Here is an 18,043-nt window from a genome sequence, read left to right on the forward strand (position 1 = left end):
CCACGCCCTCATCCACCGGTCACTTCGGCGGCGGGGCCACCAGGCAGGTCGCCGTGGAGCTGTTGCCGAAGTCGTCCACTCCGGTGATCACCGCGTCACCGCGCAGGGTCACCTTGTAGTCGATGTCGCCGGTGCCGTCCTTGACCTTGGACTGGGCACCCGGCGCCTGCACCAGCTTGATCTTGGTGCCGGCGGGGAACGGGCCGAACTTCACCGACGGGTCGGCGCTGTCACCGATCCACACCGCCACCGCCGTGTCGACAACGTCGGTCGAGGCCAGCTCGTAGAACCCGTCCGGGTTGTACGAGCCGGGGATGTTGCCCCCGCTCGGGTTGTTCGTCGGCACGCACCCGGTCACCGGGGCGGTGGTGTCGACCACCCGCATCGTCGCGGTGTCGCTGCCCACGTTGCCGGCCGCGTCGGTGGCGGTGCACGTCACCGACGTCGCGCCCAGCGGGAAGGTGCCGCCCGACGGCGGCACGCAGGTCGGCGTCAGCGGCCCGTCGACGTTGTCCGTCGCCGACGCCGGGTAGTCGACGACCGCCCCGGCGGGGCTGGTCGCCTCCACGGTCCGGTCGTCCACGACCACCACCGGCGGGGTGACGTCGTTGACCTTCACGGTGATCTGCTCGACGAACGCCGGCCCGCCGGGCAGGCCGTTGAGCAGGAAGTCCACCGTGCAGTGCAGGGTGGCGCCCTGCGGGGCGTCCGCCGCGACCGTGATGGTCTCGGCGAACGGCACGTCGGTGCCGCTCTGCTGGGTCCGCGAGGCCGCGTCGAAGGTGACCGTCAGCCCCGGGTCGCAGGAGGTCACCGTCGGGGTGACCGTCACGTCCAGGTCCCGCAGACCGCTGAGGATGGCCGCGGTGACCGTCTCCGGGGTGCTGGCGACCAGTTGACCCCCGGTCGCCGCGGCCACCGCGGTGGCCTGACCGGTGGCGTCGAGGCCACCGGCGCCGCCGCTGACGCTGACCGCCAGCACCTTGGCCTCGTCGGCCTGCAACGCCGCCGTGGCCTGGGCCAGGGTGCGCCCGGCGCTCGGGTCGTGGCTGGGCGCGTCACCGACCAGCACCACCAGCCGGCTGCTGCCGGAGCGGTACCCGATCGCGCCGTCGGAGACCTGGAACAGCGCGTTCACCCACGCCTCGGGCGCGTCCCCACCACCACCGGGGGCCAGGCCGTTGACCGCCGCCTGCAGGGCCGCCGCGTCGCCGGTCAGGTCCTGGCGTACCCGGAACAGCTCCGCGCCGTCACCCTCGTCGCGGTAGGACGCCACCGCGAACTGGGCGCCCGGCTGCACCCCCCGCACGTTGTCGATGACCTGCTGCAGGTTGGTCCGCACCGTGGCGATGGCCCCGCCCATGCTGCCGGTGGTGTCCACCAGCAGCACGATGTCGGGCTTCGGGGGGATCGGCGGGGTGGAGACGACCTTGCTGATCGGAATGGACGTGCCCGGGTTCGCGGCGGTGTCCACGCTCGCCGGGTCGACACCCGGCGCCGCGACGGCCGGCGTCGCCGCCACGGTGACGAGCGCCGACGCGGTGGCGGCGACGAGCGCCCACCGACGTCGGTGCCGTCCTGTTGTCATTGCCATGTGTGCTCCTTCAGCTCCGCCGCGTCACGACGCGGCCTCTGCCAGGAGACGCTAGGCCGCCGGAGGGCTCCCACCGGTCCGACACAGGGCCCGGTCAGGGTCGGGTAGTTGACCCGGCGTGGCTGCTGGACGTGGCAGACTGCCGCGCGCGATCCAGAACGGTCAGCGTGTGTTCACCGAAGTCGGCGACCCGGGTGAACCCGAGCCGCTCGTACAGGCGCACCGCGGCCAGGTTGTCGCACCGGACGTTGAGCGTGACATGATCGACCTCGGCCAACAGCCGGCCGCACAGCGCGGCGACAGCAGAGGCGGCCAGACCCTGCCCGCGCACCGCCGGATGGGTGGTGACATTGCCCAAAGCGGCCACCCGGTAGGTCGGCGAGTAGACGTGCACCCCGGCCACCGCGACCAGCTCACCGTCGCGCCGCACCCCGACGTACTGCCCGGTGTCGAGCATCCGCTCGTCGAACCAGTTGTCCGGGTACGCGGCGGCGTAGAGGGCGCGCAGCCCCGGCAGGTCGCCCCGCCCGAGCACATCACCGGCCGGGGCGACCCCGGCCAGCCGGGCCCGGTCGGTCAGCGCCATCCGATGGTGCGCACCCGCCGACCCGACCCGGTACCAGCGACCCAACACCGTCTCCAGACCGGGGGAGAGGTGCGCGTACAGCCGGGCCGGCAGCACCGGGGCCAACTCGGCCACCAACGCCGCCAACTCCGGCAGGTCCGCCGGCGCGGCGAAGGCCAGCAGCACCGGCGGCTGCACCCCGTGGTACAGCAACGCCACCTGCTCGCCCCGCCGGAACCACGAGGTGTACGGCCAGAAGAAGTCGTCCAGGTCGCCGAGCTGATAGGCGTGCAGCACCGGGTCACGGCGCAGCAACGCGGCCAGGACCTCCCGATCGTGCTCGGCGCGGACCGGCACCCTCACCCACCGCCTGTCAGCTCGACGGGCCGACGCTCAGCCGGCCAGCCACTGGTCGTAGCCCAACTTCGCCACCAAGCCCAGCACCACCACCAGCAGCACCCCCCGCACGAACCCCGCGCCCCGGCGCAACGCCATCCGCGCGCCCAACGCCGCCCCAGCCACGTTGCACACCGCCATCGCCGCACCCAGCAGCCACCACACGTGCCCGGTCGCGGCGAACACCACCAACGCCCCCAGGTTCGTGCCCGCGTTGACCACCTTCGCCATCGCCGAGCCGTGCAGGAAGTCCGCCCCCACCAGCGCCGTGAACGCCACCACCAGGAACGTGCCCGTACCCGGACCGATCAACCCGTCGTACAGCGCGATACCCACCCCGGCCACCGCCACCGCCAGCAGCACCCGCGCCCGGGTCCGCCGCGACGGCGCCGCCACCACACCCAGCCGCGGCCGGAACACCACGAACAACGCCACCGACACCAGCACCACCAGCACCACCGGCCGGTACGCCCCCGCCGGCACCGACCCGGCCAACGCCGCCCCCAGCCCGGCGAAGAGCACCGCCAACCCCGCCGACGGCCCCGCCACCGCCCAGTCCAGCTTCGTACGACGCGCGTACGTCACCGCCGCCGTCGACGTACCGAAGATCGCCGCCAGCTTGTTCGTGCCCAACGCCGTCGCCACCGGCACCCCCGGCGCGGCCACCAGCAGCGCCGGCAACAGCAGCAACCCACCCCCACCCACCACCGCGTCGACCCAACCGGCCAGCGCGGCCGCGGCGAGCAGGGTGGTCAGCGACACGGGATCCATGGGGCGCCATTCTGCCCACCCGCCACAGCCCGCCGCGCCACCCAGTGGCCCACCTCACCGCCCACCCGCCGGCACGGTCAGCGACCCCGCCGCCGGCGCAGCCACAACCCGGCCCACGCCAACACGACGAACAACAGCACCGAACAGAGCAACGCCTTGGCCATCGGGCAACTGTGCCACGCGGACGTAGGGTGCAGGAGTGCGCCTGGCGACGTTCAACCTGCTGCACGGCCGGTCCCTCACCGACGGCCTGGTCGACCCCGACCGCCTCACCGCCGCGGTGAAGGCCCTCGACGCCGACGTCCTCGCCCTCCAGGAGGTCGACCGCGACCAGTCCCGCAGCGGCAACCTCGACCTCACCGCCCTCGCCGCCCGCGCCCTCGGCGCCCCCGAACACCGCTTCGCCGCCGCCGTCGTCGGCACCCCCGGCGAGCAGTTCCGCCCCCTGCGCCACGACGACGACGGCCACGGCGAACCCTGCTACGGCGTCGGCCTGATCAGCCGCCACCCCGTGCGCTCCTGGCAGGTCACCCGCCTCAAACCCGCACCCGTGCGATCCCCGATCTACGTACCCGGCCCCGGCGGCGGGCTCATGCTCCTGCGCGACGAACCCCGCGTCGTCCTCGCCGCCGTCCTGGACACCGCGCACGGCCCACTCACCGTCGCCGCCACCCACCTGTCCTTCGTCCCCGGCTGGAACGCCCACCAGCTCCGCCAGGTCGTCCGCGCGCTGCGCACCCTGCCCGCCCCGCGCATCCTCCTCGGCGACCTCAACCTGCCCGCCGGACCGGCCCGACTGCTCACCGGATGGCGCCCACTGGGCCGCCGCCCCACCTACCCGGCCGCCGACCCCCGGGTACAGCTCGACCACATCCTCGCCGACCGGCACGGCAGCGACCGGCTACCCCCGGTCACCGCCGTGACCACCCCCCGCTCGACCATCTCCGACCACCGCCCCCTCGTGGTCGACCTCGGCTGACCCGGCCCCAGCCCACGGCCGACGGCCCGCGAACGCCGCCGACCGCGAGCCGGGCCCGACCTCAGTCGCGCCCCACCGCCCGCTGCGCCGCCCGCAACGCGTTACGGAACAGCATCGCCACCGTCGTCGGCCCCACCCCACCGACCCGCGGCGTGATCGCCCCCGCCACCTCCGCACACGACTCGTCCACGTCCGGCAGCAGCCGCCGCCCCTCGTAGCGCACCCCACCGCCGACGACCACCGCACCCGGACGCACATGCTCCGGCCGGACGATGCCCGGCACACCGGCCGCCGCCACCAGGATCTCCGCCCGCCGCGTGTACCGCGGCCAGTCCGCCACCCCGGTGTGCACCACCGTCACCGCCGCGTTCGCCGTCGCCCGCTTCTGCGCCAGCAACATCGCCAACGGCCGCCCCAGCGTCGCCCCCCGACCCAGCACCACCACCTCACGCCCGGCCACCGGCACCCCGTGGTACGCCAGCAACGCCTCGATACCCGCCGGCGTGCACGGCAACGGACCCGGCAACCCCAACGCCAACCGACCCATGTTCATCGGGTGCATCCCGTCGACGTCCTTGTCCGGGTCGAGGACCTGCAACGCCCGGTCGTAGTCCAGATGCCCCGGGATCGGATGCTGCACCAGCACCCCGTGCACCCCGGCGTCGGCGTTGAAGTCCTCCACCACCCGGTGCAGATCCGCCTGCGACGCCGACGCCGGCAAGTGCACGTGCGGCGACGCGAAACCCAACTCCGCGGCCTGCCGCTGCTTGATCCGGATGTACCCGGCGCTGGCGTCATCGTCACCCACCAGCACCGTCGCCAACGCGGGCGTCACACCCGACGCGCGCAACGCAGTCACACCCTCGGCCACCTCGGCCAGGATCTGCTCCGCCACCGGCTTACCGGGCAGCAGCCGGGCCGTGGTCGTCGTCGGGGAAGTGGAAGCGGACATGGCTCACCTCGTCCGCGGAGGCCCAGGCGGTCGACCCCCGCGACGAGCTCCCCGATGGTTCACCCATCCCCGTGCCGCCAGTCGCGTCCACCCCCAGCCTGCCACACCGCCCCCGACCGGGGGAAACGACGCCCCGCCGGCCGCCGGCGGTCACCGCCCGGGCCGACCCCCGGCCGCCGGGCCGAAGCCGTACAGTCTCGCCGTGATCGAGATCGGCGCACAGGCCCACCTCTCCCACCCCCGCGAGCGGGTCTGGCGCGCGTTGACCGACCCGCAGCTGCTCGCCCGCTGGTTCACCGACACCGGCACCGTCACCCAGACCGCCGGAGGCCTGCTGCTGCACACCGCCGGACTGCCCGGCTTCACCGCCGCCGTCGACGCCCAGGTCACCGAGCGGCGGGAACCGGAGCTGCTGGTGCTGCGCTGCCAGGAAGGCGACCGGCGCACCCTGCTGACCTGCACGATCACCCCCACCGCCGAAGGAAGCCAACTGACCGTCCGGGAAACGACGGAACCCGGCACCTGGTCCACCGAGGACCGCGACCGCCGCGAGCGGTACTACCAGCAGGCCCTGACCGGACGACTGCCCGCCATCCTCGACTGGCTGGCCTTCCAGCAGGTCGACCTGCGACGCGCCGTGGACAGGCCGACCGCCCAACTACCCGTCATCGCGCCACCCGACGACACCCGCGCGGCGCGCCGCCGTCGCGCCGCCCTGATCGCGGCCGCGGCCGTCGCCGCGCTCGCCGCCGGCGCGACGGTCTGGGCCCTGCTGCCGGGCACCCCCGAGCACACCGCCGGACCCGACCCGCTGCTGCCACCACCGGGCGCCGCGACCCCCACCAGCCGCCCACCCCGGGCGACCCCCGGCGCACGCCCCACCCGCGGCGCCGAGCCGACCACCGCCCGCCCGAGCCGTACCCGCACCGCGACGCCCCCGCCCACGCGCACCGGCGCGACCCCGACCACCGCCGCCGTGACCGCCCGCTACGAGACCACCGCCACCCGGATCTTCGGCTACCGCGGCGAGGTGGCCCTCGACAACGCCGGCGCCACCACCGCCCGGAACTGGACCGTCGTGCTCACCCTCTCCGACGCCGGCAGGGTCAGCAGCGCCACCGGGGCCGACTGGCGGCAGGACGGACGGTCGGTCACCTTCACCGGCCCACCCGTACCCGCCGGACGGTCACGCACGTTCACCTTCGACGTCCGCGACCCCGACACCCGCGCCAAGGCGCCCGAGAGCTGCACCGTCGGCGACGACCCGTGCGCCGGCCTGTGACCACCGCTCACCCGGCCGGCCCACCCCGAGGCACCCGGCCGGCCGGCAGCAGCCCCGCCAGCGCGCGGTGGGTCCGGTTCGACCGCACCGCCGCCCGCTGCTGACCCGCCGTGACCTCGATGTACGTCTGCGACGAGGCCAACGACGCGTGCCCCAGCAGCCGCATGATCTCCGCCGCGCTCGCCCCGTCCTCCGCCAACCGCGTCGCGAACGTGTGCCGCAGCGCGTGCAGCCGCGCCCCGGCCGGCACCCGGTCCACGATGCCCGCCCGCCGGTAACAGGAGTCCACCAGGTACTGCAGCCCGCCTCGGCGCAGCGGCTCACCGCGCCGGTCCACCAGCAGCGGCGAGTCCGGCCGGACCGTACGCGAGCCGAACCGGCGGCCCCGGCTGTCCAGGTAGGCGACCAGCACCGCGTCCAGCTCCGGCTCCACCGGCACCACCCGGGGCCGGCCGCCCTTGCCCGCCACGTCCACCCGCCGCTCGCCGGGCCGCCCGGACAGCGAGGAGACCCGCAACGCCAGCAGCTCCGACAGGCGCAGCCCGGCGCAGAGCGCCAGCGCGAGCACCGCCAGGTCCCGCTCCGGCCACGGGTCACGCTGCCGCTCGTCCTCCCGGGCCACCGACGCCAGCAGCTCCTCCGGGGTGCCCTCGCCGCGTAACGGCTTGGGCCGGGGGAGTGGCGCGCGGGGACGGTCCACCGCCGGCATCGGATTGCCCGCGACCACGCCGTCGGCCACCAGGAAGGTGAAGAAGCTGTTCCAGCTCGACCAGGCGCGGTGCACCGAGGAGGCCGCCCGGTCAGCGGCGAACCGGGCGAACGCCGCCCGCAGGACGCGGGGGGAGAGGGCGGTGATCATCAGGGCGTCGAGGGGGAGGGGAGGGGTCGCGTCCGCGGCGACGAGCGCGGCGACGGTGCGCAGGTCCCGCCGGTACGCCTCCAGAGTGTGGGGGGAGGGCTTGCGGGTGGCCCGCGCGGTCAGGAACTCCTCGATGAGGCGCTCAACCGATTCGTCCTGTTTGTCATGCATAAGGGATATTATGCAGCTTTTTCGGGTTCGTGGCCAGGGGCGGAGAAGGGGAGGAGCCTCGCCCTACAGTCGGCGCATGCCGTCACTCGCCACGCCCGCCGTGCCGCCCGGCGCGATGGCGGCGCTGACCCAGCCGGAGATCCACGGCGAGAGCGTGGTGCTGCGGCCGTGGCGGCCCGCGGACCGGCCGAGCGTCGTCGCCGCCTACGCCGACCCGGCCATCCAGCGCTGGCACTGCCGGTCCATGACCGACGACGAGGCCGGTGACTGGATCGCCGGCTGGCCGCGGCGGTGGCGCGCCGAGACCGGCGCCGGCTGGGCCGTGCTCCACGGTGGGCAGGTCGCCGGGCAGATCGGCCTGCGCCGGGTCGACCTGGTGGAGGGCCTGGCCGAGGTGTCGTACTGGGTGCTGCCGCACGCCCGTGGTCGGCGCGTCGCCGGGCGGGCGCTGGCCGCGCTGACCCGGTGGTCGTTCGCCACGTTGGGGCTGCACCGGGTCGAGCTGTCGCACTCGACGGCGAACCCGGCGTCCTGCCGGGTGGCCATGCGCGCCGGCTTCGCCGCCGAGGGCACGAAGCGGGGCGAGGGCCGGCACGCCGACGGGTGGCACGACATGCACCTGCACTCCCGCCTCGCCACCGACCGACCCCTTCCGGAGGAGGCCCCATAACGCCTTACTTGACATAATGTGCATTATCGAATGAAGCTCGGGTGGGCCGAGGGCCTGCTGAACCGGGCTCGTCGCGGCGAGGCGCAGTTCCATCCTGGACCGCCCGCTGCCGGTGCGTCGCTGACGATCCTTGCCCCTGCCAGGTCACGCGCTGGACCTGACGGGTGGAGACGATCAGGCGCCCGCGTCGCGTCGACGATGCGGCACCGTCCAGCTCCCCCGCGCAGCCACTACAACTGGTGCAGGAAGAGCAGGCCGAAGGCGGCGGCGAGCGCGGCACACCCCGCCACGGCGATGGTGCGAAGGCAGGTGCCCAGGTCGGCGTCCCAACCCTCGACCGCCCCGGAAGCGCGGCGGATGAGCGGGGTCGCGGCACGCCCGAGGCCGAAACCGACACCGGCGAGCGCGGCGACCTGCAGGCGCTGCCCGCCGAGGAAGACCGCGACCGCGAGCACGTACGGGGCGGTGGCCGACACGTACGTACGCACGCCGGTGCCGAGCTCGAATCCGAATCGCAGTGCGCCGCGGCGAGGGCTGTGCCGCAGCACGTCCTGCGGCACCTGCGAGGCGTTCTGCGGCAGTGGGAAAGCCACCACCTCGGTCTCCCGGAGCACCCCCAGCAGCGCCACCGCCACGATGAGCGCGTACCGCCAGGAGGCCGGCAGCGGCGCCGACAACCCGGAGAGCGCCCCGAGGACCACCCCGCTGAGCAGGCCGCCGGCGATCAACCCCAGGACGAACAGGGTGAGCAGCCTGCCCTGCGGATTCCGATCTCGCCGCCCGGGCGAGGCCAGCGCGTACGCGCTGTTGCGGGTTCAAACCGAGCCGGAGAGGGTGTAGCCGGCCAGCCCGCCGACCACCGCCCAGGTGAGCACGTGTCCGTACGCGGCGGCGAGCACCGCCCCGGCGGTGAACAGCAGGACGGGTACGAGCGGGTGGGTGGCCCAGCGGCGCAGCGGCGCAACGGGTCGTACCGGTGGCGGCTGGTTCGTCACACGACGCCGCCGGTGAGGGTGCGCCAGGTGTTCTGTCCCACGATGCCGTCGACGTAGAGCCCGCTCTTGCGTTGCACGTCGCGTACCGCGCCTTCGGTCTGCGAACCGAAGTACCCGGTCACGGGCAGGCTGTAGCCGTGCTTGTTGAGTTGCCGCTGCACGCCGCGCACGGCGTGCCCGCTGTGGGAAAAGCGCACGGTGCTCACCAGCAGGGGCCACGTCCCGGCGTCGACGACGCCGGTCGCGGTGATCTTCTTGGCCGTCTGGAACTGCTTCACCCTGGTCTCGGTGCCGCTGCCGAAGATCCCGTCCACCGTGGTCGAATGGCTGTGCGCGGTCAGCAGGTGTTGCACGGTGTAGACGTTCGTGCCGGTCTGGCCGCGCTTGGTGGTGGGCCAGTTGACCGTGGTGAGGCACCCGCAGCTGGTGTTCCAGCGGCAGATCGACCTGACCCAGCCCGAGCTGGTCTTCCGGTACCCGTCGTGGCACCGGCGTTCGACGCCGCAGGCGCAGGCGCCGCACGCGCCGGCGTAGCGCCACAGCCAGCCGTCGTACGTGCCGGCGTAGCACTGGTTCGGCCGTAGTCTCCAGGTCGTGCCGTCGTTCTTGTGGTAGCCGGCGTAGCTGCCGCTGGTGTTGCAGGCGTCGCCGAAGACCGGGCTGGGGCCGCAGCCCGGGGAACAGTTGTGGTCGGCGGCGTACGTCGGGCACCCGCCGTAGATCGTGTATCCGTCGGCGTAGGCGCGGCGGGCGGCCGGGAAGACGCTCAGCGCGGCCATTCCCACCGCGGTGCCGGCCTGGAGCAGCGTGCGCCGCGACAGCGCCCAGGAGGTGGTGAGTCGACTCCTGGTCCGGCTCGCCGGCGGGTGTCGGCGGGCCGCGGGGCCGGTACCGGGGTCGGTCCCCCGTAGGGCGGGTACGGCGTCGAGGGTGGTCACCGCGCGCCTCCTCGTTGGCTCGGAGCCGGTTGGTCGGACGGGTTGCCGACCTGGTCGAGTAGTTGGCGCAGAGCCGCCCGGGAGCCGACGGGCTCGGAGCGGCGGACGCGCCCGGTCGGGTCGATCACGGCGGCGAACGGGGTGGCGATCGCGTCGTACCGGTCGAAGAGGTCCGCCTGCTCGCCGAGGATGGTCATCGGCCGGTCGGCCGCGTGTGGCGGGACAGCCTGCCGGTAGAGGACTCGAAGCACCGCGTCGGTTCGTGGAGCCTGTGCGGTGGCTTCGTCGAGCAGTTGGTCGCAGGTCGCGCAGCCGCCGTCGAGGAAGAGCAGGACGAGGGTGGCCGGGGACGGTGGCGCGAGGTCACCGAAGCCGGGCGCCGGCGAGCCGGGCCGCAGGCCGACGGACGCGCGGCGGCCGACGGCGCCGTTGGTCAGGGCGTGGACCTGGCGTACCAGGCCGGAGACCACGAGGGCCAGTAGCAGGATGGCGATCCAGCTCAGGATCACCGCGCTCGTCTGGAAACTCATCCGGGTACCTCTCCTCGTGTCACCTCGAGCGGCGGCTGATCCGGGGTCGGGTCGTGCATGGCGGCTGGCAGGTGCGCCAGGAGCGCGGTGAAGGTCGCGGCGGCGAGCAGGACGATCGTGAGTCCGGTGCCGGCTCGCCCCACCGGCACGACCGCGCCGGACATCAGTGATCCGACCAGGGCCATGCCGGCGAGCGTGGCCGCGCGCGCCACCACCCAGCCGGTCATCGGCAGTTCGACCCGGGAGCACCCGCAGGGGACGGCCCGGCCGGTCGAGGTCACGTACCGGGCGTAGCCGGCGTACGTCGTCAGGAGTGCGCAACCGGCGGCCAGGACCACGCCCAGGAGTCGGCCACCGTCGTCGCGGAGCAGGGCGACGACTCCGGCTGCGCCGAGCAGGCCCTCGGTCGCGATGACCACCGCCGCGACGACGGACGGCGCGGGGACCACCCGCTGGGCGGCCAGCGCCGCCGACAGCGCCGCCGGCTTCGAGAGGTGCTCACCGCAGGCGACGAGCAGGGTGAGGAGCACGGTGTACGCCGCGACGCTGGCGGCCAGGGTTGACACGAGCGCCTCACTGGGCCGACTGGACGCGTAGCCGGTCCACCAGGTCCGGTACCCGGTCGAGCACCGTGTCGGCCAGTGGTAGCACGGTGACCCAGGTGTCCGCGGCGGCGAGCACGAAGTAGGGCTTGCCGTCCGAGAGCGTGTCCCGGAAGAGTTCTCCCGCCCGGGTTCGCAGCCCTCGCCACGACGGCAGCTGTCGCGCGCGTTCCGCGGTGAGCGGCGTCATGTCCAGCAGGCCGAGTCCGGGCACCTGCTTGAGCACCGTCGCCGGTGCGGTGAACCGGCTGGCGGCCCGGGGGTCGGGGCGCACGACGAGACCGTCGTCGTGCTCGGCGATTCGCAGTGTCCGCAGCACCGCGAGCAGGTCTGCGGTCGAGGCGCCGTACAACTGGGTGAGGAAGCAGTACCGGCGCCCGCGCCACGCCGCCACCAGCCGGTCCTCGTCCAGCCGCACCTGCGCGTCGTACGACGTCACGCGCGCCGTGGACAGGGTGCCGCCCTGATAGTTGAGGTGCTCGTCGAAGTCGGTGACGCCGAGGGCCTGTGCCAGTTCGTCGGCCAGGCCGACCGAGCCGGCGGTGAATTCGTGCTGGCGGCCGGCGATGGTCAGCTCGACCACCGAGGTGAACGGCGCGCTGAGGTCGAGTGGGCCGCTGAGCAGGAAGCGCCGGCCGTCCATGGCACGGTGTGCGACAGGAGCCTCCGTGGCTGCCATCACTCCACCTCCCCCGTGAGGTGCGGAATGTGTGGCGTCGAATTATCCGTGTGTCGAATATCACTCGCAAGCCCCGACGTGGCTCTTCTTCACCACCGCTCGTACCCTGCCGGTGGTGGGATCGGGGCCACCCGGCAGCGCGCACCGGATCGAGCGCATCGCGCCGACCGGACGCGGACGTCACGAATCGCGAGGACCGGGCGGCGGGTGAGTGCCTTGTTCGCGCGGCTCAGCCGGCTGGGCCGCCCAGTGGGCCTCCGGTCTGCTCTCCCCCGCCCGCGACAGCCGCCAGCATCTCGAGTTCCGGACGACGAAACCTGGACCCGGCTCGAGCTGGTGAGAGGTGCCGAACCAGGGCGGTTCCCACCAGCTTGAGCCGAGTCCAGGTCAGGGGCGCTTGACGTGGCTCGGGGAACGAGAAGGGGACAGCGGCCGACGATGACGAGGCCGGCTCAGTCGCTTCCGCTCGCTTCGGGCTTGGCCTGTTCGTCGGCCATGTACTGCGCGTACCAGGCCGGCCAGTCCGGGTCGGGCCCGGCCTCCTGCTCGTGGCGACCGTGTGCGGCCTCCGCGCGTCGCAGCGCGGCTGCCAGGTCGGCCACCGAGTCATAGGTCGTTGGCATGGGAGCGCTCCTTCGTCGCGATGCTCGCCGACCCGGCAGTCACTGCCACAGTCGGCCGGGAAAGCGCGTGGTGATCTCCTGGAGGAACCAGCCGTTGCCGTCCGGGTCGTTGAACGAGGCGAACGAGAAGTAGCTTCCGCGGTTCGGAGCCAGCCCGGGGACCCGTCCCTGGCCGTTCGCGAGGGGCAGGCCACCGCCCGCGTCGTGGAACACCTCGCTCACGTCGACGCCGCGGCCCACCAGTTCGGCCCGGGCCGCCTCGACGTCCTCCACCGCCAGGTACAGGCCCTGCACCGAGCCGGGCGCGGCGGTGGTGTGACCGGGGCCCACCAACATGGCCGAGCAGTCCGACCTGGGTGGTGTCATCTGCACCACTCGGCCAGGCCCCTCGCCGAGGTCGGCATCCTCCCGCCACCCCAGCGACTGGTAGAAGCTCTTGGCCCGGCCCACATCGGCGACGGGCACCATGACGAATTCGAGTCTCATGTCCACGCTGTCGGCTCCTCTCCCCTGCGATGGCAGCGACGTTTCCACGCCTTCGGTTTCTGTGCCCTTGTCTGGCTCCCTGCGCCCATCCTCAACCAGCAATCATCCGAAATCCTTAGAAAACGAGAAATCCTGGCAAGTCTGACGACTGGTGCCAGGGCGGATCTAGCTGATCGGGGTGGCCCGGGGCCGTGTCACAGGCCGCCGGCGACGCGCAGCACCGCGCCGGTGGTGTACGAGGCGTCCGGGCCGAGCAGCCAGGCGACGGCGCCGGCGACCTCGTCGGGTTCGCCGGCGCGGCCCATCGGTATCCGGCCGGCGGCGGTGTCGGCGCGGTCGGGCACGCCGGAGAGGGTGTGGATGTCGGTGCGGATGACGCCGGGTGCGACGGCGTTGACCCGAATGCCGTGCGGGGCGAGCTCCTTGGCCAGGCCGACGGTGAGGGTGTCGGTGGCGGCCTTCACGGCGGCGTAGTGGACGTACTCCCCCGGGCTGCCGAGGGTGGCGGCGGCGGAGGAGATGTTGACGATGGCGCCGCCTCGGGTGAGCCGGCGGGTGGCCTGCTGGGCGCAGAGGACGTACCCGACGAGGTTGACGTCGACGACGTGGCGCAGGTCGTCGGGGCGCAGGTCGGTGAAGGGCCCGATGGGGCTGGTGACGCCGGCGTTGTTGACCAGCCCGGTGAGAGGGCCGAGGTCGGCGGCGGCGTCGAATAGCCGCGCGATCTGTTCGGGGTCGGTGGTGTCGGCGGGTACGGCGACGGCGCGGCGGCCGAGGGCGTGGATGTCGGCGACGACGCCGGCGGCCGCGGCGTGGTCGCGGCGGTAGCCGATGGCGACGTGGTGGCCGTCGTGGGCGAGCCGGCGGGCGGTGGCGGCGCCGATGCCGCGGCTGCCGCCGGTGATGACGGTGACTGGGTTCAATGCGCCGCTCCCCTGCTCCGAGTGAGGCGACGCTACCGTTTCCGGCACCGGTCGGGCAGGGAGAGGGTGGTCACAGGTGACGCGGGCGTTGGTGTTGGGCGGCGGCGGGGTGACGGGGGTGGCCTGGGAGTGGGGGCTGCTGGCCGGGTTGGCGCGGCGGGGGGTGGCGCTGGCGGAGGCGGATCTGGTGGTGGGTACGTCGGCCGGGTCGGTGGTGGGTGCGCAGCTGTGCTCGGGGCGGCCGGTGGATGAGTCGTACCAGGCGCAGTTGGCGCCGCCGGTGGGTGAGGTGGCGGCGCGGTTCGGGGTGGCGGCGGTGGCGCGGCTGGTGTGGGCGGGTGGTCGTACCCGGGACGCGGTGCGGGCGCGGGCGCGGATCGGGGCGATGGCGCTGGCGGCGCGTACCCCGTCGGAGGCGTCGCGGCGGGCGGTGATCGAGGCGCGGTTGCCGGTGCGCCAGTGGCCGGCGCGGCGGCTGCTGGTGACGGCGGTGGACGCCGCCTCGGGTGAGTTCGTGGTGTTCGACGCCGGTGGTGGGGTGTCGTTGGTGGACGCGGTGGGGGCGAGTTGCGCGGTGCCGGGGGTGTGGCCGCCGGTGACGATCGGCGGGCGGCGGTACGTCGACGGTGGGGTGCGTTCGGCGGTGAACGCGGACCTGGCCGCGGGCGCGGAGCGGGTGGTGGTGTTGGCGCCGGTGACGTCGGCGTTCGGGCCGATGCCGCGGTTGTCGGCGCAGGTGGCGGCGTTGCGGGCGGGGGCGCGGGTGGCGGTGGTGTCGCCGGATCGGGCGGCGCGGGCGGCGATCGGGCGCAACGTGTTGGATCCGGCGCGGCGGGCGGCCGCGGCGCGGGCGGGCTTCGCGCAGGCGGCGGTGGTGGCCGCGGAGGTGGCGGCGGTGTGGGGCTGAGCGCGGCGCGTACGCTGCGCGCGTCGGTGCGGTGAGCGTGGAGGTGCGCGGTGGCGGGTGTGGGCGTCGGTGACGTGGTGGAGGATTTCGTCCTGCCGGACGAGACGGGTACGCCGCGGCGGTTGTCGGAGCTGTTGGCCTCGGGCCCGGTGGTGTTGTTCTTCTATCCGGCGGCGATGACGCGGGGGTGCACGGCGGAGAGTTGCCACTTCCGGGATCTGGCGGCGGAGTTCGCGGCGGTGGGGGCGCAGCGGGTGGGGATCAGCCGGGATCCGGTGGAGAAGCAGGCGGAGTTCTCCCGGCGGCACGGCTTCGACTATCCGCTGTTGTCGGATGTGGACGGCGCGGTGGCGGAGGCGTTCGGGGTGCGGCGCCGGCTGCCGTTGGGGCCGTTGAGCATGCGGCGGATGACGTTCGTGATCGGGGCGGACCGGCGGGTGCTCGCGGCGATCCACAGTGAGCTGGACATGAACGCTCACGCGGATCAGGCGTTGCGGGCCCTGGGGGGTTGATCTTCCGGCTGTCGCAGCCGGCTGGTATCAAGGGCAGCAATCAGACACGTGTACGGAAGAGGGCTGTGATGGCGGGCCAGGGTTTGTCCGATGACGAGGTAGCCGGCATCCGGGAGGCGTTGGCCGCCGGGCGGAAGCCGAAGGTGGTCTTCACCGCCTCGGCGGGGCAGGTCGCCGGGCAGGTGGGTCAGGTGGTGGAGCTGACCGATCCGGCGGTGTCCGACGAGTTCGTGGTGGTGCGTTTCGGCCGCGACGAGTTGCCCTTCTCCCCCGCCGACGTGGCGGTGGCGCCGCGTGGGGCGGGTCGGAAGGTGGTGGAGGCGAAGCCGGAGCCGCCGGCCGAGGAGCCGGTCGCGCCGGTGGAGCCGGAGTTCGTGCTGGACACCCCGCGGGTGCCGGCGCCGCGGCGGGAGGAGCCGAAGGTGGAGCAGCAGGTGGAGGCGAAGCCGGCCCGGCGGGCGGTGAAGGCGGTGAAGCCGAAGGGTCCGGCGGGGCTGACGGTGACGTTGGCGTACGCCGACGGCGAGTGGACGGTGGCGGCGCAGCAGGGTGCCAAGGCGCTGGCGAAGCCGTACGTGGTGAAGCCGGCGGAGGCGTTGAAGATGGTGGCGCTGGTGGACGTGCCGGGGGTGCAGGAGGCGGTGGAGCAGATCCTGGGCGCGGAGCGGGCCGAGGCCGAGCAGCAGGCGGAGAAGTTGCGCGCCGAGCTGGCGGAGATCGAGGCGCGCCTGGCGGAGCTGCGCGAGGCCCGCTGAACGGGTGGCGGGGCCGTTGAGGCGGCCCCGCCGACCGGTCAGAAGTAGTCGAGCAGGTGCGCCGGTCCCCCGGCGGCCAGCAGGTCCAGGGCCCGGGGGTCGGCGCCGGTGGCGCAGCGCAGCAGGCCCGCGTCGGTGACCGACTGGGCGGTGGCGGCGCCGGCGTAGAGCAGGGCGAAGCCGCGTACGGACAGGTGCAGGGCGGCGTCGGTGGTGACGCGGGTGAGCTGGGCGGCGCCGTCGGCGACCTCCAGGCGCCAGGTGCCGGTGTTCCAGTCGGCGAGTTCGTCGTCGAGGGTGAACTCGACGCTGCCGCGCGCGTGGCGGGGCCAGCCCCGTTGCCCCACGGCGCGGGTGACGTCGACGGGGCGGTGCATCCAGGTGTCCTGTTCGTGTTCGCGGGCCTTCTCCAGCGGCAGCTGGGCGGCGAGGGCGTCGCCGGGCAGCGGGGTCAGTCGCAGCGTCGGGGCGACGCTGTGCCAGCTGGCGAGGACGGCGACGAGTTCCCGGGCGGCGTCGGCGGTGGTGGCGAAGAGGTCCTCGACGGTGAGGACGGCGTCGGGCCCGTAGCCTCGGCCGCGGTTCCAGCCGGCGTAGCCGACGAGGCGTCCGTCGTGCTCGACGAGGGTCAGGCCGTCGAAGGGCGGGTCGTCGGCGGTGACCTGGTCGCGGTAGTGGTCGAACACCGGGCCGCGCCGGGTGAGCAGGCCGTTGCGGTGCCGGGTGACCTGTTCGTAGAGGTCGGACACGGCGGGCAGGTCGGCGAGGTCGCCGGGGCGGACGGTCAGCCGCCCGGTGGTGCGGTGCCGGGGCAGGACGGCGGTGGGCAGGTCGACCGTGCGCAGCACGCCGGTGACCTCCCAGCCGCAGGCGCGGTAGGGGGCGCCGACGGTGGGGAAGAGCGCGCTGACCGCGGCGCCCCGCTCGTGCGCGCCGCGCAGCAGGGCGCGCAGCAGCTCGCGGGCGACGCCCCGGCCGCGGGCCTCGGGGGCGACGGCGACGCCGGCGACGTCGGCGGCGGTGACCGGCCGGCCGGTCCACCACTGGTCGTGGTGCAGGTCGACGGCCTTGCCGACGAGCCGGCCGGTGTCGTCGAAGGCGCCGTAGCGGGTCATGCCGGGCACCGGGGTGGTGGCGTGTGCGGGTGGCTGCGGGGCGGAGCCGAAGGCGAGCCGGCCGAGCTGCCAGGCGTCGGCCAGCTCGTCAGCGGTGAGTTCACGGACGTCAGGGATGGTGGACACCCGGCACACCCTAGCCGCGTGGGTCGGGCCGGCCAGCCGGTTTTTCGGGCGGCCGGTGGGTCAGGGGCGGCTGTGGTGACGCAGGACTCTGGTCAGCAGGCGGGACAGCTGGTCCCGTTCGGTGGGGGTGAGTGGGGCGAGCAGGTCGTCCTGGATCCGTTGCAGGGTGTGTGCGATCCGGTGCAGTTCCCGTTCGCCTGCGGTGGTCATGGTGACGATGTTGCGGCGCCGGTCGGTGGGGTCGGGTGAGCGGCGGACGAGGTCGCGGGCGGCGAGTTCGTTGAGGGCGGCCACCACGTCGCTGCGGTCGATGCCACAGCGGCGGCCCAGTTCGGCCTGGCTGGCCGGGCCGTACTCCTCCAGCGCGGCGAGCAGCCGGTAGTGGTAGCCGCGGGCGTCGATCCGGCCGAGTCCTTCGGTGACGAGACGGGCGGCGTGCGCGGCGGTCTGGGTGAGCAGCCAGCTCGGGGTGGCCCGCAGGCGTGTGGGTGGCTGCGCACCGTCGGTGGTCTCCACGTGGCGGACCCTACCAGCGTTCGTTGGCGCGGCCCACGACCTCTGATACGTTGGCCGAGCCAACGTTGGCTGCGCCAACGAAAAGATCGGGAGGAGT

General features: G+C 73.9%; 22 protein-coding genes and 1 riboswitch. Of the genes, 6 read left to right on the forward strand and 16 right to left on the reverse strand.

Annotated elements, in window-relative coordinates; all coding sequences use genetic code 11:
* Positions 1–19: 19 nt before the first annotated feature.
* The 3 genes from AC5L3Z_RS21265 to AC5L3Z_RS21275 form a co-directional block, all read right to left on the reverse strand.
* The gene (locus tag AC5L3Z_RS21265) at positions 20–1,594 is read right to left on the reverse strand and encodes a VWA domain-containing protein (RefSeq protein ID WP_494844478.1); all 1,575 of its coding nucleotides are present in this window, start codon (positions 1,592–1,594) and stop codon (positions 20–22) included.
* Between the two features lie 94 nt (positions 1,595–1,688).
* Positions 1,689–2,522, reverse strand: a complete 834-nt coding sequence (locus AC5L3Z_RS21270) for a GNAT family N-acetyltransferase (protein WP_494844480.1) — start codon at positions 2,520–2,522, stop codon at positions 1,689–1,691.
* Between the two features lie 30 nt (positions 2,523–2,552).
* Positions 2,553–3,326, reverse strand: a complete 774-nt coding sequence (locus AC5L3Z_RS21275) for a sulfite exporter TauE/SafE family protein (protein ID WP_494844482.1) — start codon at positions 3,324–3,326, stop codon at positions 2,553–2,555.
* A gap of 199 nt (positions 3,327–3,525) precedes the next feature.
* On the opposite strand from AC5L3Z_RS21275, the gene AC5L3Z_RS21280 reads away from it, so the two are divergent.
* A complete protein-coding gene (locus tag AC5L3Z_RS21280) occupies positions 3,526–4,305 on the forward strand; it encodes an endonuclease/exonuclease/phosphatase family protein (protein WP_494844484.1) in 780 nt (259 codons plus the stop codon).
* Positions 4,306–4,366: 61 nt separating this feature from the next.
* On the opposite strand, the gene AC5L3Z_RS21285 is transcribed toward AC5L3Z_RS21280, so the two are convergent.
* Positions 4,367–5,257: a bifunctional 5,10-methylenetetrahydrofolate dehydrogenase/5,10-methenyltetrahydrofolate cyclohydrolase gene (locus tag AC5L3Z_RS21285; protein WP_494844486.1), complete on the reverse strand. Its 891-nt coding sequence runs from the start codon at positions 5,255–5,257 to the stop codon at positions 4,367–4,369.
* Between the two features lie 13 nt (positions 5,258–5,270).
* A riboswitch (ZMP/ZTP riboswitch) is annotated at positions 5,271–5,347 on the reverse strand.
* A gap of 112 nt (positions 5,348–5,459) precedes the next feature.
* Between AC5L3Z_RS21285 and AC5L3Z_RS21290 the strand changes: the two genes are divergently transcribed.
* The gene (locus AC5L3Z_RS21290; protein ID WP_494844488.1) at positions 5,460–6,539 is read left to right on the forward strand and encodes an SRPBCC family protein; all 1,080 of its coding nucleotides are present in this window, start codon (positions 5,460–5,462) and stop codon (positions 6,537–6,539) included.
* Positions 6,540–6,546: 7 nt separating this feature from the next.
* Here the strand turns inward: AC5L3Z_RS21290 and AC5L3Z_RS21295 are convergent, their stop codons facing one another.
* Positions 6,547–7,569 (reverse strand): tyrosine-type recombinase/integrase, encoded by a 1,023-nt coding sequence (locus tag AC5L3Z_RS21295; protein WP_494844489.1) that lies wholly within the window; start codon positions 7,567–7,569, stop codon positions 6,547–6,549.
* Between the two features lie 76 nt (positions 7,570–7,645).
* Here AC5L3Z_RS21295 and AC5L3Z_RS21300 point away from each other — a divergent pair, with 76 nt between their 5' ends.
* Positions 7,646–8,239: a GNAT family N-acetyltransferase gene (locus AC5L3Z_RS21300; protein WP_494844491.1), complete on the forward strand. Its 594-nt coding sequence runs from the start codon at positions 7,646–7,648 to the stop codon at positions 8,237–8,239.
* Positions 8,240–8,469: 230 nt separating this feature from the next.
* Here AC5L3Z_RS21300 and AC5L3Z_RS21305 read toward each other — a convergent pair whose 3' ends face one another.
* The 9 genes from AC5L3Z_RS21305 to AC5L3Z_RS21345 form a co-directional block, all read right to left on the reverse strand.
* A complete protein-coding gene (locus AC5L3Z_RS21305; protein WP_494844493.1) occupies positions 8,470–8,967 on the reverse strand; it encodes a hypothetical protein in 498 nt (165 codons plus the stop codon).
* An 87-nt stretch (positions 8,968–9,054) separates the two neighbouring features.
* On the reverse strand, positions 9,055–9,234 hold the full coding sequence (locus tag AC5L3Z_RS21310) for a hypothetical protein (RefSeq protein WP_494844495.1): 180 nt from the start codon (positions 9,232–9,234) through the stop codon (positions 9,055–9,057).
* The gene (locus AC5L3Z_RS21315; RefSeq protein WP_494844497.1) at positions 9,231–10,172 is read right to left on the reverse strand and encodes a peptidoglycan-binding domain-containing protein; all 942 of its coding nucleotides are present in this window, start codon (positions 10,170–10,172) and stop codon (positions 9,231–9,233) included. The genes AC5L3Z_RS21310 and AC5L3Z_RS21315 overlap by 4 nt, the downstream gene beginning before the upstream one ends.
* Complete coding sequence (locus tag AC5L3Z_RS21320; protein ID WP_494844499.1) at positions 10,169–10,702, reverse strand: hypothetical protein; 534 nt, start codon at positions 10,700–10,702, stop codon at positions 10,169–10,171. Before AC5L3Z_RS21320 ends, AC5L3Z_RS21315 begins: the two co-directional genes overlap by 4 nt.
* A complete protein-coding gene (locus tag AC5L3Z_RS21325) occupies positions 10,699–11,268 on the reverse strand; it encodes a MauE/DoxX family redox-associated membrane protein (protein ID WP_494844501.1) in 570 nt (189 codons plus the stop codon). Before AC5L3Z_RS21325 ends, AC5L3Z_RS21320 begins: the two co-directional genes overlap by 4 nt.
* A gap of 7 nt (positions 11,269–11,275) precedes the next feature.
* Positions 11,276–11,983 (reverse strand): hypothetical protein, encoded by a 708-nt coding sequence (locus AC5L3Z_RS21330; RefSeq protein WP_494844503.1) that lies wholly within the window; start codon positions 11,981–11,983, stop codon positions 11,276–11,278.
* Between the two features lie 452 nt (positions 11,984–12,435).
* Positions 12,436–12,606: a hypothetical protein gene (locus AC5L3Z_RS21335; RefSeq protein WP_494844505.1), complete on the reverse strand. Its 171-nt coding sequence runs from the start codon at positions 12,604–12,606 to the stop codon at positions 12,436–12,438.
* A 39-nt stretch (positions 12,607–12,645) separates the two neighbouring features.
* On the reverse strand, positions 12,646–13,092 hold the full coding sequence (locus tag AC5L3Z_RS21340) for a VOC family protein (protein ID WP_494844562.1): 447 nt from the start codon (positions 13,090–13,092) through the stop codon (positions 12,646–12,648).
* A gap of 194 nt (positions 13,093–13,286) precedes the next feature.
* Positions 13,287–14,015: an SDR family NAD(P)-dependent oxidoreductase gene (locus AC5L3Z_RS21345; protein ID WP_494844507.1), complete on the reverse strand. Its 729-nt coding sequence runs from the start codon at positions 14,013–14,015 to the stop codon at positions 13,287–13,289.
* A gap of 76 nt (positions 14,016–14,091) precedes the next feature.
* Here AC5L3Z_RS21345 and AC5L3Z_RS21350 point away from each other — a divergent pair, with 76 nt between their 5' ends.
* The 3 genes from AC5L3Z_RS21350 to AC5L3Z_RS21360 all read left to right on the forward strand — a co-directional run bounded on the left by AC5L3Z_RS21350 (position 14,092) and on the right by AC5L3Z_RS21360 (position 16,189).
* Complete coding sequence (locus AC5L3Z_RS21350; protein WP_494844509.1) at positions 14,092–14,922, forward strand: patatin-like phospholipase family protein; 831 nt, start codon at positions 14,092–14,094, stop codon at positions 14,920–14,922.
* A 50-nt stretch (positions 14,923–14,972) separates the two neighbouring features.
* The gene (locus AC5L3Z_RS21355) at positions 14,973–15,434 is read left to right on the forward strand and encodes a peroxiredoxin (protein ID WP_494844511.1); all 462 of its coding nucleotides are present in this window, start codon (positions 14,973–14,975) and stop codon (positions 15,432–15,434) included.
* Positions 15,435–15,502: 68 nt separating this feature from the next.
* Positions 15,503–16,189 (forward strand): hypothetical protein, encoded by a 687-nt coding sequence (locus AC5L3Z_RS21360; RefSeq protein ID WP_494844513.1) that lies wholly within the window; start codon positions 15,503–15,505, stop codon positions 16,187–16,189.
* Between the two features lie 38 nt (positions 16,190–16,227).
* Here AC5L3Z_RS21360 and AC5L3Z_RS21365 read toward each other — a convergent pair whose 3' ends face one another.
* Both AC5L3Z_RS21365 and AC5L3Z_RS21370 read right to left on the reverse strand, forming a co-directional pair.
* Positions 16,228–17,430, reverse strand: a complete 1,203-nt coding sequence (locus AC5L3Z_RS21365) for a GNAT family N-acetyltransferase (RefSeq protein ID WP_494844515.1) — start codon at positions 17,428–17,430, stop codon at positions 16,228–16,230.
* Positions 17,431–17,490: 60 nt separating this feature from the next.
* Positions 17,491–17,946: a MarR family winged helix-turn-helix transcriptional regulator gene (locus tag AC5L3Z_RS21370; protein WP_494844516.1), complete on the reverse strand. Its 456-nt coding sequence runs from the start codon at positions 17,944–17,946 to the stop codon at positions 17,491–17,493.
* Positions 17,947–18,043 lie beyond the last annotated feature (97 nt).

The sequence above is a fragment of the Micromonospora sp. LZ37 genome (assembly GCF_059359015.1).